At 53.4% G+C, this 15,049-nt stretch carries 14 protein-coding genes; 5 read left to right on the forward strand and 9 right to left on the reverse strand.

Going from position 1 to position 15,049, the window contains the following annotated elements:
- Window positions 1-149: 149 nt before the first annotated feature.
- Both DVK01_RS20635 and DVK01_RS20640 read right to left on the reverse strand, forming a co-directional pair.
- Window positions 150-449 carry a hypothetical protein gene (locus DVK01_RS20635; protein WP_121538720.1) on the reverse strand — a complete coding sequence of 100 codons (300 nt, stop codon included), beginning with the start codon at window positions 447-449 and terminating at the stop codon, window positions 150-152.
- A 1,024-nt stretch (window positions 450-1,473) separates the two neighbouring features.
- A complete protein-coding gene (locus tag DVK01_RS20640) occupies window positions 1,474-1,791 on the reverse strand; it encodes a PadR family transcriptional regulator (protein ID WP_121538722.1) in 318 nt (105 codons plus the stop codon).
- Window positions 1,792-2,211: 420 nt separating this feature from the next.
- Between DVK01_RS20640 and DVK01_RS23045 the strand changes: the two genes are divergently transcribed.
- From DVK01_RS23045 to DVK01_RS20650, 3 genes are all read left to right on the forward strand, one after another.
- A complete protein-coding gene (locus DVK01_RS23045) occupies window positions 2,212-2,442 on the forward strand; it encodes a MarR family transcriptional regulator (RefSeq protein WP_394337683.1) in 231 nt (76 codons plus the stop codon).
- A gap of 353 nt (window positions 2,443-2,795) precedes the next feature.
- Window positions 2,796-3,092 carry a hypothetical protein gene (locus DVK01_RS20645; protein ID WP_121538780.1) on the forward strand — a complete coding sequence of 99 codons (297 nt, stop codon included), beginning with the start codon at window positions 2,796-2,798 and terminating at the stop codon, window positions 3,090-3,092.
- Window positions 3,089-3,340: a hypothetical protein gene (locus DVK01_RS20650; protein ID WP_121538724.1), complete on the forward strand. Its 252-nt coding sequence runs from the start codon at window positions 3,089-3,091 to the stop codon at window positions 3,338-3,340. Before DVK01_RS20645 ends, DVK01_RS20650 begins: the two co-directional genes overlap by 4 nt.
- A gap of 4 nt (window positions 3,341-3,344) precedes the next feature.
- Here the strand turns inward: DVK01_RS20650 and DVK01_RS20655 are convergent, their stop codons facing one another.
- The gene (locus DVK01_RS20655) at window positions 3,345-4,526 is read right to left on the reverse strand and encodes a TIGR02391 family protein (protein WP_121538725.1); all 1,182 of its coding nucleotides are present in this window, start codon (window positions 4,524-4,526) and stop codon (window positions 3,345-3,347) included.
- A 128-nt stretch (window positions 4,527-4,654) separates the two neighbouring features.
- Between DVK01_RS20655 and DVK01_RS20660 the strand changes: the two genes are divergently transcribed.
- Window positions 4,655-4,906, forward strand: coding sequence for a hypothetical protein (locus DVK01_RS20660; protein ID WP_121538727.1), 252 nt, complete (start codon window positions 4,655-4,657; stop codon window positions 4,904-4,906).
- Between the two features lie 111 nt (window positions 4,907-5,017).
- On the opposite strand, the gene DVK01_RS21760 is transcribed toward DVK01_RS20660, so the two are convergent.
- Window positions 5,018-5,863: a hypothetical protein gene (locus DVK01_RS21760; protein ID WP_147435221.1), complete on the reverse strand. Its 846-nt coding sequence runs from the start codon at window positions 5,861-5,863 to the stop codon at window positions 5,018-5,020.
- Between the two features lie 685 nt (window positions 5,864-6,548).
- Between DVK01_RS21760 and DVK01_RS20670 the strand changes: the two genes are divergently transcribed.
- Complete coding sequence (locus tag DVK01_RS20670) at window positions 6,549-7,757, forward strand: hypothetical protein (protein ID WP_121538731.1); 1,209 nt, start codon at window positions 6,549-6,551, stop codon at window positions 7,755-7,757.
- Between the two features lie 5 nt (window positions 7,758-7,762).
- Here DVK01_RS20670 and DVK01_RS21765 read toward each other — a convergent pair whose 3' ends face one another.
- The 5 genes from DVK01_RS21765 to DVK01_RS20690 form a co-directional block, all read right to left on the reverse strand.
- On the reverse strand, window positions 7,763-8,227 hold the full coding sequence (locus DVK01_RS21765) for a hypothetical protein (protein ID WP_147435222.1): 465 nt from the start codon (window positions 8,225-8,227) through the stop codon (window positions 7,763-7,765).
- Between the two features lie 209 nt (window positions 8,228-8,436).
- Window positions 8,437-12,519, reverse strand: coding sequence for an Eco57I restriction-modification methylase domain-containing protein (locus DVK01_RS20675; protein WP_121538733.1), 4,083 nt, complete (start codon window positions 12,517-12,519; stop codon window positions 8,437-8,439).
- 102 nt (window positions 12,520-12,621) lie between these two features.
- A complete protein-coding gene (locus DVK01_RS20680; protein ID WP_121538735.1) occupies window positions 12,622-13,143 on the reverse strand; it encodes a hypothetical protein in 522 nt (173 codons plus the stop codon).
- Between the two features lie 70 nt (window positions 13,144-13,213).
- The gene (locus DVK01_RS20685; RefSeq protein ID WP_121538737.1) at window positions 13,214-13,921 is read right to left on the reverse strand and encodes a hypothetical protein; all 708 of its coding nucleotides are present in this window, start codon (window positions 13,919-13,921) and stop codon (window positions 13,214-13,216) included.
- Between the two features lie 101 nt (window positions 13,922-14,022).
- On the reverse strand, window positions 14,023-14,640 hold the full coding sequence (locus DVK01_RS20690; RefSeq protein WP_121538739.1) for a hypothetical protein: 618 nt from the start codon (window positions 14,638-14,640) through the stop codon (window positions 14,023-14,025).
- Between the last annotated feature and the right edge of the window lie 409 nt (window positions 14,641-15,049).

The following is a 15,049-nucleotide window of genomic DNA, read 5'->3' on the forward strand; positions in this document are numbered from 1 at the left end:
CTGGTCGTAGTAGTTCTCGATGGTGGGGAAGTCGGCCGTCCACTCGGTGTAGTGTTCCAGGTCGCCGACCATGTAGCGGAGTCGCCACTGATCGGGTTCTGTGGTCGCTGTGTCGGTCGCAGTGCCCGGCGCTGGGTCGGCGCGGGCCATTAGGCATCCTCCCCTTCGAAAGGACCAGGACGGCTGCTGTCGCGTTCAACCAGCGCACAATCTGTGGTCGGGACCCTGAACGACATCAGGTCGTCAGTCCGACCGATTGCGTCGGCCAGCTGTCTGCGTGTGGCTGTGTCGGGTTCGGACGCCCGCAGCCGATGGAGCGTTTCCGTTGCGAGGTCGGCCAGTAACACGCCCGTAGCGTACCCCTCGTGGCAGTGACAGACCAGCAACAGCGGCTCGCTGTCGGTGGTCGTGATGGCGACGATCTCGCCGACACTCGGCTGGGCGGTCATCGGGCCACCTCCCGGTGTCGGGAGCGGCCTGTCAGCGGGTTCGCGCTGGGTAGCGAATGAGTAAACTGCGGGAGGATATCACAGGCGTTTTCCTTACCAAGTGAGTACCGGTCGGTTGGGTTCTGGTCCCCGCTCCATCTCCCTATGGATCCCACCCAATTCATCGATTGGCCTGGGACCAGGACCTGTCGTCGTGGATGACGACTTCCAATGGTGCGTTGCACGCCACTCCCCCCCGGCTGCCCACCATTCCTTACATTGTCTACACAGCGAAACCGGTCGTTTTGGCTAGTCTTGGGCGACGCTGTACCTGCAGTGTGTCTAGCGCCGGGCATACCAGTCATGTGACCGCGCCGCTGTGACCGGCCCCCACAAGACCTATTTATGATGTTTTGTCTACACTTATGCGGGTGTTGTTCCCGACTCTGGAGCCCTCGCCGCCGGGTCCGTGCAACGCACCATCTTGGGACCAGCACCCCGGGGGGTTTTTGATACCAGCAGATGAGTGGCTTCAGCTGGGCTCCCTGTAGCTGGCAACCAGTGGTCTGCTGACCGACACTGTGAACTCGTGCGTTCTCACGACGCTTCTGAGTCAGTGTGACTTCAGCGGCGGGTTGGGGCACCTCACACAGGCGTGCGTCTGATACCTGTGCCAGTTGTTTCGGTCCCAGAGCCTGTCTTCCGAGACATCGGGAGATATATTCAGGCTCTAATGTGAACCGCAAATCCAATTTATTGTTGTGAGCTAGATCACGACTGCCAGCACAAGGTTGGGCACTTTGTACTGGGATATTGTCAGAGGCACGCGATCCGGTCCGCCGTCGCGTTTGGCGGCGGACTGGCTCACGGATCGAACTGTGAACGACGACCTGACAGCAACGGTTATGTAGGAGCTCTCTGATTATTACCGTAGGGTACCAGTCGGTAATCACCCGCCCAGTGATACCGTGCCTCTGACAACATCGACCGACTGTGCCCTCCCTTTTGACTACTGAAGGCCGGCGCTGCGTTGGGTGCCGGGCCATTACTGTGTCCCTCCGTCAGCGACGGGTCGGGGCAGTTCACAGAGTTGTGCGAGCGTTTCGGCGTGGCGCTGGAGCTTGTGTCTGCCAGCGTCAGTCAGCGTATACACGTTGGTGCGGGCGTCGAGCGCGTCGCGGTTGATCAGGCCCTTGTCGACGAGCTGGTCGAGGTTCTGGTAGAGGCGGCTGTGGTTGATGGGGTCGGCGTAGCGCTCGTCGAGGTAGTCCTTGAGTGCGAGGCCATACGGGTCGTCGTCGACGGCGGCGATGGCCTCCAGGAGGTCGCGCTGGAAGCCGGTGAGTTCGTGGTAGGTCGTCATCGGCCACCTCCCGTGGTATGCATCTGGCCAACGCTGGGAGGTGACATGGGAAGAGTCTGGGGCGCGCGTGACCGGAAGTGGATTTTCGCGGGTCGATTTTCGTCTGTGGCCCGCTGTGGCGTGTTTGTGAGCCGCTCAGGCGATGACCGGAAGATGACCGGAAGTGAGCGAATGTACCGCCGTCTGGTGGTTTCCGAATGACCGGAAGTGCGGGTTGGTGGCGAGCGATGCGACTCTTCGTGGGTGGGCTTGCCGGTGGTCATGGGTTCGACGGGACGCCGGTGGTTGCTGTGGGCGTCGCCTATCTCGCCCTATTGACTCGACAGGACTTATTAGTTCCGCACGTGCCGAAGAATTTGCACCAATAGAGGAACTGAATGAACGGTGATATTTTCTCAGATGGTCTCGAATACAGAGCTAATGGGTCGCCGGAAACGAGTTGAAGACGATGAAATACTACAGGCTATAGCTGTCTCTCCAGACCCTATAGTTACCGCGTCAGAACTCTCTGAGCATGTGGATTACACTGATGATGGCGTGCGAAACCGATTGGACGATCTCGAAGAGCAAGGTTTAGTGATGAGTCGCGATGTCGGTTCCAGAGCCAAAGTCTGGTGGATTACGACTCAGGGGCGGCAGAAGCTTCGATAGAGCTCTTCCACCAAACTACTGAGCGGGCACCGACTTGTCTGGAAACAACCCTTCCCTCGCCTTCTAATTCTTTGAGACGGCGGCGTAAACCATCCTGACCAATTGGGAGCTCCTGTGCCATCTCAGGCACTGTTCGAACCGGTGCATCAACCATTTCGAATTGGTCGAGAATTTCGTCATCAGTTACGCTCACCCTTCGTGCCATCGTATGAGCTATTTCGTCTCTTTGTGCCGAAAAACTTTTGATTAATCGGCACGTGCTAATTAACACGGAACACACGCGCCGCTGGTCGATTTTGCACGAAATCGCCCCGGTGTTGGAGCACCGTGGCGCGTGGTTCTATGAAGAACCAATGGCAACTACGCAATCCAATCCACAAGAACGTACCGCATGCGAACTACTCACCCAAGGTCGACCGCTTTTCCTCGGCGTCGACGGCGAGGGTGCCGCTCATTACTGGGACAGCTATGAATTTGCCGTGGCTGTCGTCGCCGCTGGTGGGGATGCTGAGAAAGTCACGTTGGCAGAGACGCCCTTCGAGACGCTATCGGAGTGGTGCGAATATACCCGGCGGGAGCGTGGGTGGGATATCGGCCCGCACGTCGGCGGGTCGCTCGTCGGCGATCTCGTGCGGGGTGTTGAGGCATGAGCTGCACTGTAGAAGAACGGCGGCGTGTTCGACGTGCAGCGCGGGCTATTCGGGAGGAGGTGGCTACTGAGTCTGTCGACGTGCTTGCGCCGAGCGCGAGCCAGTACGGTGCATGGACGTTGGATGCTGTGTTGCGGGATACTGAAGGTATTCCGCCAGAGGTGCTACGGGAACTGGCGCTGGCTGGGTTGACGTTGCGGCCGACGCCGTCGCAGGCTGAGTATCAGCACGTGGCGGCGACGATATAACCCGCTACTCTTCCTCATCTGAGAAGCGATTTGCCAGCAGGTTGAGTAACAAATTAACAAATGCGATGATATCGTGGGCATCCTGTTGGTCAAGATTGTCCAGAAATCTGTCTTTCTCAGGGTCTACGACACGATGTGCGAGTGGATTTCTGAGAGCTTGGATCGCTCCTGAGTAAAGGAACATTACGCCCTTTTGTTCCCCTGCTTGCTCGCCCATTTGCAATGGTCCGTCTGGCGGACTGAACGCTGCTTGCATTAAGTTGGCAGTGCTACTATATTCAATTTCATCGTTTGCTGCTTCCTTGACTCTATTCTCAAGTATTTTGAGAGCCTTGCTGGCAGCATCAGCGTATTCGCCTCTGGAATATTTGGAGAGGCAGTGTTCTACAAGTTCGTCATCAAACCTCTCAATAGAGGTGCTGAGTTGTATTGAATCAGACTTAGACTCTGAAGTTTCAAACTTCGGTCGGTCATTATCATGATATCCCCAGCCGATGTCTACCAGTTGTTCAACGATCTTGTGTGATTTGGTCAGCGATTTTGGCTGAGGTAACAAAATCAGAGTTCCTTCTGATTCAACCCGGTTTCCAGCATCGTTGATAAACTGATTTACTGCAATACCGGATGGATATCCTCTATCTGAGCTTTTCGCAAGGATGTCTGGTTCTTCAACGGTACTATAGTCGATATTTAACCGGTAGTGAGAGCTAACCGCATGGAAATACTCTCGTACCGGCTCTAATTCGGAGATGACGGTCTGTGAGGAATCCGATTTGGTTCCCCAGCCGTTAAGAACTGATAGTGATTCCAGCCAGTAGTCGCTATGAATAATCTCACCCTGCCTCAGTTGACCTCCTTCTGCCACTGGAATAGGATCATCAAGTAGTACAACGACTGAATCGCCCGATTCAAGCAGATACGAGATATCTGATACAAAATCTTTGAAAAACCTATAAAAAGCACCTGTATTCTCAGTAATTCTTGCTGACCCATTTCGAAAGTCATCTGTCGTATAATCAGAAAGTTGCATATCTAAAACCAAAACATCGAAATCGACAGAGTGGCCGATGAACCACTCCCATGTGCTTAGTCGAACATCTTCATTGAGTTGATTATATAGATCCGCCTTATGAATGCTCTTGCTCAGCTTGTCGGAAACAACGAAAGATGTCCCGCCTTCAGACATATGTACAAATAAAAGGCCCGTCTGTTAAAGTGTATTGACATACTGACCGTACCGCACGCGAACTACTCCAAGGCCGACCACTCTTCCTTGGAGTCAACAGCTCACTTGTTGGCGATTTTGTTCGAGGTGTGAGCTGCACTGTGGAGGAACGGCAGCGGGTTCGTCGAGCCGCGCGGGCGATCCAAGAGGAGGTGCCGACCGAGTCCGTCGACGTGCTCGCGCCGAGCGCGAGTCAGTACGGCGAGTGGACACTCGACGCCGTGCTTCGGGACGCGGAGGGTGTGCCGCCGGAAGTGTTCAGGGAGTTAGCGTTGGCCGGGTTGACGTTGCAGCCGACGCCGTCGCAAGCTGAGTATCAGCACGTCGCGGCGACAGTGTAGGGGGAAGACGCTAACCAACAAATGGTGGGCATACTCATCGTAGTAGGTTAGCCGGCTAACGCCTTACTTTCGGACTGACGTTTGTTGCTCGGTGCCACTAATATATCATCGTCAAGAGCTCGAGTCTACCAACGGATGGTCGAATATTGTCGACCTTTCAATCGAAAAAGCCGGTCGATAATCTCTTTCGATACACTCAACAACGTCCTGTAGATAGCCGCCCGCGCCCGGAGAGACATATACTTCATTAATCAGTATATCCAGATCAACTTCCAAACCAATTCCTACTCCAGACCTGATTTTCGCCTCCTCAATGTCGGTATCCTCCAAGCGATCAAATACAGTTAATACGGCCCTATATTCCTTCTCAAACTCAAATATATCTCTTTTTGTGAAGATGGGCGCATAGTGGCCTCTTGCCTCATCACCAGTGACATGATATTTCACCTTTCCAAATTCCATTTGATGATCAATTTCATCTTCAGGTAACCCGGTGACGGCTCTTTTTAATTCACCCACAGTTGATTTAACCGCCACACCATTACTACCTTCAGTGTATAATTCCCAGAGAGCTGCTGACTGGTTCTTTTTCCGATTCCAGCAACTAACGTAATGGTCAGCACCGTCTTCTATGAAAAACTCAGTATCCTCCTCTAAGGGTTCTTCTATACCCCATTTTTCACGTTGGATCCCCTCAGCTACTGTTTTGGAATACCGACCCTCATATGGGTCTTCAAATTTAGACGTATGAGAAAACCAGAGTTGGCTGGTTTGAATTAGAGAGATAAACTTACCTAAGTCCATATACCGCCAAATCGGAGTGTCATCTTCCGTGTCCTCTGGATACCATCCTCTGGTGCCATCTCGGTGAGCATCTTCCATTTCGTCCCGAACTTCAGAGGGATGTGGATCATGCTGGTCGATATAGTCTTCATCCTGAAGGTTCGGTCCTTCCATGCTATCTGTGATCTATTACTCACTCATACAAAATAGATATTGACGTATATCATCTCTAAGTCGAATATAGTATGTATCTTGGTTTATGTAATGATAGGTTGCCGTGTGCCGGATGGATGAAAAGAAAGCACTGGGTCACTTGCCATCCCAAGCAGCGATTATTTAGTGGCTGGTTGTGGCCGTCTCACCAAAATCCGACCACTGCCCGCTGTTTCTTGGCACGGGCAGCAAGCAGATCTCACTCTGGAGGAATGTAACCTATCGTATTCCACGATTCACAACTCATGATATCGTATATACCCGCTCACCCCCACTCATTTCAATTGGATATCAGCATTCTGTCTGGCGATTGACCGGAAATCCGTTTTACTTTCACCCCGGTCTAGACAGTATTAAGGAAAACAGAGCCCAACGAATGTACCGACATCATCGGCAAAAAATGACGACGAATATCCGTAGTCTTGGTACTCCTGAACGAGCCAACGTTCAAGAGGCTGAACTGTGCGGTCTCCTCGGTTTCCCAACGCGAGTTGACATCAGCACCGTAGGACTGATGTCACTTAATTCCGGGTCGCACAGTGAAAGTAATCTGTTTACCCCGCCGAACCGCCACACAGCGCCCTATTTTCCACGGGGGAGCGGGTGGTATCCCATAGGGCAATCTGGTGGCACACCTACCTAACGAATGGTACGACCAAACGTTACGACAGAATCGTTCAGCAACAACGGCCTGTTCCCGCGTCGACGACTCCATGTCAGCGACAAGACCGTCGACACGCCAGCAAAGGCTATCCCTGTATCCAAGCGACGTGATGACGACCCCGAACTCAGCGATGAAAGCACCGGGGTCAACGAGATTTATCGGACCGTCGACGCCCAGCAACTCCGTGAAGAGCGCCAGGGCGAGAGCGACGCAATACGATCCAGCCTCCAACGGGCTGTCAACAAGACCAACGATGGTGAACTCAATGTCGTGTTTCTGGCTTTCGAGGAAACACGGGCACTCCAGCAAGTCGAAGCAGAGTTCATCATTGATCTCCTTGGGACCTACTCTGACGTACTGGTCACGCCGCTGCAGTACAAACTTGCTCGGGCGGTCGAAACAGACGATGAGGCCGAGACAGTCCCATATCAAGAGTATCGGACTGGCGTGAACACGTTCATCGACACTGCGCGCAAGCTGCAGCCAGAAGCCCTCATTATGGGTACGGTTTCCCCCAGACTGAGCTGGGAGAACGTGCAGGATCTGATGGGCGTGTACGAGCGCCAAGAGATCTACGCCTACTGCCTGAATATGGACCGTCTCAAGGCGACATCCAAACGGCAGGTATCGGTAATCGAACCGATGATGCGGAATATAGCCCGGCGTGGCATCGAGGAAGACGTGCTATTCTATGGCATCAACCTCAGCGCTGGGAGTAATGATGCAGAATTGGGCATGGCTCCTGCCGCTGATTTAGCCGCGCTAGGTCTTGGTCTCGATATCATTGGAGAATGCCACGTTCCGCCTCGGAGACCGCCGGAAACCTTTGACGATGAAGAGGAAGAGACGGTGACGTTCGAACTATTCGACGAGACATCGTTCGCCCGGCGCGAGGTGCTGCTGGCAGATCTACCACAGGAACTCCCGGCGGATTCGTCCTTTGATCCAGAGTATGTGGTGAAAGAGGGCGCACAATCCAAGCAAAAACGCCGACGGCTTGAAAAACTCGTCAACGCGGAACTGATGGGACAAGCTGCGACTCACCTCCAATCGGAGATTGAGTCAGGGACAGCGTTCCAAAGTGTGACCTCGAAGCGCGGGGTCAGACCTCAGACAGCTACCGCGTATCAGACCGTTCGCGATGGCTTCGACGACGGTCAGAACCAGAGCGGCCTTGACGACTTCATTTGACGGTGTTAGTCGTCATCTGAGCACTGACCGACAGCTGCCTTTCGTTCGTGTTCAAGCGTTTTGAGGGGGTTTCCACAGTATGGGCAGAGGTCATACTGTGGCTGTTGGCCAGAAAAGGAGGTTGTTACCTCAGCTAATTTCTGCCAGCCATTACGAAACCCGTCAGCATCTGTTTCAGCGGTCCAGAGAAGGAGTTCCGAATCAGGACCGGGAGCAGTGAGCATATAATCAGAGAGACCATCTGTGAGTTTGAGCTTCGGTCCGAAATAGGTCGAATTGCGTTGCTGAACACGCAATGAGTCTGGTATTTTTTGAGTGGAGTCAACAACCGTGACAACACCCTCTATCGTAATTTCATCATGGCGCTCGGCCCGTAGCATAGTGATCTTGCTATCATATTCAGTGGCTGTACTCCCCTCAGGATCATCCCGATCGGTCACTAGATCTTTACCAGCGTGTTTCTGTGACATGGATTTGGTTTCTTGCTGAATCCACCTAGGTGTTTATATAGGCTTTCAGTACGGAACAGGTAGCTCCTCGGCACCTGTACCAATCGATTCTGTCCACACAGTTTGTTTGGGGCATCTTAATGACTAGCCAGACAGCTTTCTACTGTACTGCTAACAAACAATTCTCCTGTGAACGCCCATTATGGGTTAGGCCACTCCATCCAGGATACTCACTCCCCAACCGCTTCCTCGACAATCTCGATTTCCTCGTCGGTCAGCCCATACAGCTCGTAGACGATCTCATCGATCAGTTCGTCAGTCCGCTCGATCTTCGCTTCCAATTCGTCAGCTCGCTCTACCGTCTCAATGTAGCTTGCCAAGCCATCGCGAACGTCGTCAACGGCGGGCAGCGTCAGCTTCCGAAGCCGATCTACCAGCGAGTTCGTCTTCGTCGCCGTTTCACGGAAGTCAGCGAAGCCACCGGCCTCGTCGACGGCGACCGGCACAAACGCCTCGATCAGGTCACCCTCCGTTTCGGTGAGGTCGGTAATCCGCAGCGCCGGCAGGGGTTCAGTCTCCGTATAGCCCCACTGGTCGGTCTCATAAGCATCCTCGTCGTCAGGTTTGTACCGCGCCGTGAGTTGGATTTCGACTGTGCTGTCGGACTCTCGGACAACGCTGGCTTCGCCGATGCGAAGGTTCGGCTTTTGTTCGGTAGTTTGCTGGAGGATAGAGTCAGCAGAATCCTCTGGGGGTTGGGTGAGGCCTACGTCAGCGAGAGTAGGGCCGTCGGAGTATGAACCGAGATGGTCGGTGAGGGAGAGATTGAGGTCAGTAAGTTGTTGAGTGAGGTTGGTGTTCTGTTTGCCAAGTTCATGGAGGGTAGCACCTCTTTCAATATCGGTGTCGAGATTCGAAAGTATCTCATTAATACCTCTCTCGCGTTCAGTACTATCGAACAGATTCGGCACGTCGTCAAGAGTAGTATCTATCTCAATGGCAGGAATCGGTAGGGATTCAATATCTGCTACAGAGATTCGAGGAAATGTATCAGATACTACCTTGTTAGATGTCCGTGGGAAAATCCAAGACATCAACGCCGAATTCAGTATAGATAGAATGTAGAATGGCGAGTAGGACGCATGCGGAAGGACGTTCAATACTGTCTTATAATTACATATTTCATCGTCAGTGTATGCAGCGTGGATTTTGTATCGGCCCGAGTCAGTTATCTCTCTGACAAGAATCCGCGGTTCACTGAAGAACCTCATGGGCCGGTAATCGTGAAGGTGAGTGCCGTACTCTACCCAAGTTTCACCATCGTGTTCGATGAGATATCGCGAAACATCTTGCCCTGAAACTTCTGGTAAATGGTTTTCCGAAGCCTTGTGATCAGCGTGGAATGCCCGGGATTCGATAATTTCTTCAGAGTGTTTCGAGCTATTGTATGCTTGGATCCCGATTGACACATCAGCTATATCGTCAATTGTTGAGGTACTCTCGGTAATCCGGTCAAGTGCTGCTTGTTCCTCAGCGGTTTGTCGCACTTCGATCCGTTTCTCTTCTCGTTCAGTAAATTCTGCCTGAGAGATAGAATTGAGTATCTCAATTTCCCCATCTTCCCCACTGGAATTGTGCTGCTGTGCAACTTCAACACTCCCCGGAGAAGTCTTCTGAAGATGTAAAGTGATAGTGTCGACAGTAGCATCTTCGAAGACTTTCCCATCAAAACGGGTTACACGCCTAATCCAGGTATTTTCGAGAACCACCCCGCGTAATGATTCAGTATTCTCCATTGTAAGCCATGGTTCAGGTACAATATAACCGAATCCACCATCACTCCGACAGAGATCGATTCCTTGCTCGATAAAGACGTGGAATAAGTCCACAAAGTATTGTGGAGAGTCATAGACCGATCGAAGATAGTCTTCAAGTTGTCCTTCAATAACAACATATGGTGGATTCCCAACCACTGCATCAAACCCGGCCCCGTCCAACTTCGACCCATCTTCCCCGAAGAACACCTCGGGGAACTCCAGTTCCCAGTGGAAGAAGTCCTCGTCAGCAGCCATCGCCTGGGCTGTCCCAAACCAATCTTCGCCACGAATCTCAGCCCACTCAGCTTCGTCTTCAATCGCCCCGGCCATATCCTCGTACACGCCGTTGGGTACGTCCAACCCGAATTGCTCAGCTGTATGGACGTTCGCGACCTCGAACAGTCGCTGGTACAGCGGGTCCTCGCGGATCTCGCCGTACAGTTCCTCCATGGACTTGATGTCTGCCAGCTCGTCGTTGTCGATAGCCAGCAGGTCCTGCATCAGGTCCATCACGTGCTCAAGGGTCTGCTGTCGGGCCCGAGCAAACGCCTGCCCGAGCGTTAGCTGACCGCCGTTCTCCTCGATATCGTCACTCAGCACCTCCGTAATATCCGAGCCCACCAGCGAGTTCCCGGTCTTCAGGTGATGGTCCAGGAACGCCAGTGGCTTGTCAGCGGCCAGCGTCTCCAGCCACATCGAGAGTTTCCCCAGCTCAACGGCCATGCCGTTCACGTCGACGCCGTAGATACATTCTTTCGCAATTTCCCGGCGCAACTCCTGTTCGTCGTAGCCCTGGATCTCCTGTTCGCGAACGACCTCCATCACTTGCTCGGTCAGATAGCCGGTTGCACTCGTGAGGAAATGGGCCGACCCCATCGCCGGGTCCAGAATCTTCAGATCCAGCACCTGCTGCCAGAACCGCCGGAAGTACTCGGTTTCGCTCGGCTCCAGCCCGTCGGCTGCCAGCTCCGATTTGATATCGTCCAGCAGCGGGTCGACCGTTTCCTCGACGATATAGCTCACCACATAGTCGGGCGTGTAGTACGCGCCCGTCGCCTTCCGCTCGCCGTCGTCGTTCACCACGTACAGCTCGCCCTGGTCGACCGTCTCGACGGCGTCAGCGACGCTCACCTCCGTCGCCGGCTTCCACACCTGTCCACCGTCTTCGGCAACCGCTGCGTACTGTGCAGGCGCGATACGGAACTCGTGTTCAAGCAGTCCCTCGTAGATACTCCCCAGGTGGCGTGTGTCCAGGTCGGCGTAGTCGGCGAGCACGAATTCGCCGTCGTCGCCTTCAGTCGTCCCGAGCCGGTAGATCACCTCGGCGATGTGGCGGTCCGAGACTTCGTTTTCGGCGAGGAACTCGTGCTGGTCCTCGTCGAAGAGCCCGCCGTTGTAGGGTGGAATCCCCAGCGACTGCTCTCCCTCGTCGACCAACCCGAATAGGTTCTCCAGTCGGTTCCACATCCGCGTCGAATGGCCGCTGTAGTCCTCGAAGCTGTCGCCGGACTGGATATCCTCGTGAATGTCGGCCCGCAACTGATCGAGGCTGAAGTGTTCCTCGTACTCGTCTTGGGCGTCGGGATCGTCGGGATGGATCAACCCCCGCGATTCAGCGTACAGCACGAACATCAGCCGGTACAACAACACCAGCGACTGCTCTTTCAGTTCCGCTCGTGCGTCCTCGTCGTCGGGATCGATATCGAGATCGTTCGTGTGGATGAACCCTTCGCCAAGCACCCGCAACGCGGTGAAGACGTTGTCCTGCAGGTCCTCCCCGAGTTCCTGGGCGGCCGTTTCGCTCTCGTTCCAGACCGTATCCAGAAACGACGTGCCTGCCGTCTCACGGAATGCTTCGGGCCGGAAGAACGCATAGAAGTACTTGAACGCCTCCAGATCACCCTCCTCCAGCAGTTCCGGGAGATTCACTTCGTAGTAGGTCTCGGTCGCGTAGTCCTTGGTCCCATAGAGCCGCCATTGCTTGCCGTTGGTGAGGACGCCCCAGGCGACCCGCTCGGGCGTGTGCTCCAGATAGTATTTGATCTGGTGTGAGGCATCGCGATAGGAGCGCTGTTCGCTAAACCGCTCGGTGAAATCGGCGTCCCACTGCTTGGCCTCAAGTACGGCCGCCGACAGTCCGTACATGCCCTCGGTGTTGCCGTCACGTTTCTGGCGCGCCGCATCCCGCCGGGCGTCGGCAGACTCGAAGAGCAAGCGGTCGTTGTACCCGCCGCTGTCTGGGAGTGTCGTCTCCTGCAGTGTATCGAAGCCGAGGATATCGAGTACTTCGTCGATCCATGCACCCAGCAGCTCGTCTTCGTTGTACGACGGTAGCAGGTCGCCTTCGGCTTCCCAGAGTGCTTGGAGGTCCTCGAAAGCTTGCGCCGCGTCGTCGTCACATTCCCAGTCGTCCAGGTCGGCGACCCGTTCGTCGAGATAGTAGCCCGCAAAGAGGTCAGAATTCCGGTAGGGGGACCCGAGTGTGGCCTGACTCATGTATCGGCACTAGACAACAAAGGTGTACTAAAACGTCTAGGAGATTCTGCCACTAATTCGGGAGTGCGCTGAATACACCCTCTGTTTCTTGCCCTGCGGGCGCTAAAGCCCCTCAAGAGAGACGATTTCGCCACCACACCGTTGACAATGATACGTCCCTCCCCTCAATTGCACGTTCTCGAACCACTCCTCGGGAGAGAATGTCGATATTTTACGATAGTTTTCGACAAGGCTCTTTAGCTCAATCAATAACGCGACAACTCCACCCACAACCTCTTTTATAATGTGTTCAATTACACCAATCATCACATCAAGTGACCACTGCCCTCCCAGGCTAAAGAAGTCTTTATGCGTGACTATCTCGCGGTTACACGATTCATGTACGAAGCCAAGTTCACGGTCAATTTTAGTCAGAGGATCGTTCCCGGGGACATCAACCGTTTTGCCGGTTCTATCTAAAGAAGTCAGATCGTTCAATTCCATTTGGTAGTAATCACCAAGATCCTCTGTGAGATGCCAAACGACATCAACTTCATCCCACCTACCCTCTAGTTGTTTATCCTCTGCAATAATCACATATCCACCACTTGGAAATTCGAATACTTCGCCCTTCTTAACCTCCATACAACAGCAGTGAATCACCGCTAATCAAATAACCTGCTCACTCACAATAGAATTCTTCAATCATATTTGATCACTCCCACACGCCATCCAGTGAGGCTTGCAGCGATTCGTGTTCACTCAAGAACTCCGCTCGGTACGCCGGTGGCATCTTTTCCAGCGCCCATGCATCCAATTCATCGGCATGGAACGTCCGCGGGAACGCCTCAATCTGGTCGATACCAGTCGCCCGAATCTTCGACGAAAGCAAATCCTCTTCCCAGTGCCCCTCCACCAGCGCAACGGTCTTGAGCGCATCAGCCAGCGAACAGTGCTTGCGAACGACCGGATTCGAGGTTCGGCCGCCGTCATCCGGCGGGCCAAAGACGAGCCATTCGGCACCGTCAGTTAGTATGCCATAGGGTGCGATGAACCCATCAATCCCCAGGTATTCCTTGATCTCTTCGCGCCCACTCTCGATATCATTCAGTGCTTTCACCTCCCCGATATAGGGAATCGCTGAGCTCGTGAGCTTGATATCCGGCCACCGATCTCGGTTGATATCGGTACTCCGTGGTTCGAGTTGATACTCCAGATCGATGGCTGTCAGCAGTGGCTCAACGAGGTTGAACCGAGTGTATGTCTCAGGCTTGTAGCCGAGATCAACGTCCCCGAGTGTCTGTTTCCCGAACAGGAGCCGCTTGAATGCACGTTTGGAGACATCCTCAGCCAACGTGGCGAGGAACTCATCAAGGACGCGGTTTACCGCCAAGGCGGTCGCGTCAGCAACATCCTCATGCATGCCCCAATCTGGTACTGGGCCGCCGTATGTGTCTTTCTGATGCCCGCTACTGACTGGCAGTGAGTTCGATGCCTGGGACCCAGATCTAAGCATGAACAAAATCAGAAAATAATCTCAAACAGTAAAATTGCACAAATAACTAACAAATTGAATAAAATACGCTGCTTCGGGAGAAGAGGACGTCCATGTTCGATATTCCTTGAGTAACCATGAGCGCCGGCAACCTCGAAGCGCTGGCTAATCCACAGGTTAGTGACGACGATTACGAAGCCAGCGAATAGAGTGAGCAGCACTGCAGACTGGATGAACCGGCACCAAGTGGAGACCATTGTTGCAACCTCAGCTAAAATAATACCCAGAATAGATATCCCTGTTACAGATAGACTGAGTCTGGTACTCAGCCGGTCATTAGAGAAAGTAGCAAAATCTGCTACCACTTTCCGGGTGGTTTCGTCATCAAGTCCAGCCTGTGTCTGCAACCGTCCGAATGCCAGTTGAATATCGCTCTGCGTGATACTTCCCTCTCCCTCAAATTCCTCCCTGAGAATCTCGATTCCTGATTCGTCAATTAGCCGGTATCGCGTGCTTTCAAAAGAATCGCTAAATACGGATTCAAATGTGCCGCGGAATGATATCGGACTCAATTCGAATAAAATGATTACTACGAATGGTAGTATTTTGAACGATATTTGCAGCAAATTGAAAACATGTTCGGACACGACTCCGGGAACAACTCAAATGTACTCAAATTCAGGGTTCAGCGTGATACTCAGTTGGTGTAGCGACTGTGAAGGATTCTGTTTGGCCCCATTGCAAGCCGGCCACGTCCGGCTATAGTAGATATCGATATCTATGGTGTCTTTTATTCCAACTTGGTTTGAGGAGTGCCAAAGGAGGAACTCAATGGTGGTGGTATTTGGACCGCTGTAAATCGGACGGCAAACCTCGTTCGGCGGTCGGTACTCCGTATCGCCGGTTGAGCTATTGAGTTCAACTCGTGCAAATACGTTCGTCTGGGGCAATTGGTTGTCGAGTGTTATTTTGAGTCGGGTTCCGTCCTGCGGTGAACTCCTCAGTTCACAGTGAGTGTTACAATCTCCTTCGGTCTCCGCATCAAAATGGATTGCG

The sequence above is a fragment of the Haloarcula sp. Atlit-120R genome, from assembly GCF_003665885.1.
In the GTDB taxonomy this organism is placed as follows: domain Archaea; phylum Halobacteriota; class Halobacteria; order Halobacteriales; family Haloarculaceae; genus Haloarcula; species Haloarcula taiwanensis.

Excerpts from the sequence above, each read along its gene's own strand:
- DVK01_RS20635 (WP_121538720.1), bottom strand. The coding sequence starts at position 449 with ATGACCGCCCAGCCGAGTGTCGGCGAGATCGTCGCCATCACGACCACC.
- DVK01_RS20640 (WP_121538722.1), bottom strand. The coding sequence starts at position 1,791 with ATGACGACCTACCACGAACTCACCGGCTTCCAGCGCGACCTCCTGGAG.
- DVK01_RS23045 (WP_394337683.1), top strand. The coding sequence starts at position 2,212 with ATGGGTCGCCGGAAACGAGTTGAAGACGATGAAATACTACAGGCTATA.
- DVK01_RS20645 (WP_121538780.1), top strand. The coding sequence starts at position 2,796 with ATGGCAACTACGCAATCCAATCCACAAGAACGTACCGCATGCGAACTA.
- DVK01_RS20650 (WP_121538724.1), top strand. The coding sequence starts at position 3,089 with ATGAGCTGCACTGTAGAAGAACGGCGGCGTGTTCGACGTGCAGCGCGG.
- DVK01_RS20655 (WP_121538725.1), bottom strand. The coding sequence starts at position 4,526 with ATGTCTGAAGGCGGGACATCTTTCGTTGTTTCCGACAAGCTGAGCAAG.
- DVK01_RS21760 (WP_147435221.1), bottom strand. The coding sequence starts at position 5,863 with ATGGAAGGACCGAACCTTCAGGATGAAGACTATATCGACCAGCATGAT.
- DVK01_RS20670 (WP_121538731.1), top strand. The coding sequence starts at position 6,549 with ATGGTACGACCAAACGTTACGACAGAATCGTTCAGCAACAACGGCCTG.
- DVK01_RS21765 (WP_147435222.1), bottom strand. The coding sequence starts at position 8,227 with ATGTCACAGAAACACGCTGGTAAAGATCTAGTGACCGATCGGGATGAT.
- DVK01_RS20675 (WP_121538733.1), bottom strand. The coding sequence starts at position 12,519 with ATGAGTCAGGCCACACTCGGGTCCCCCTACCGGAATTCTGACCTCTTT.
- DVK01_RS20680 (WP_121538735.1), bottom strand. The coding sequence starts at position 13,143 with ATGGAGGTTAAGAAGGGCGAAGTATTCGAATTTCCAAGTGGTGGATAT.
- DVK01_RS20685 (WP_121538737.1), bottom strand. The coding sequence starts at position 13,921 with ATGCATGAGGATGTTGCTGACGCGACCGCCTTGGCGGTAAACCGCGTC.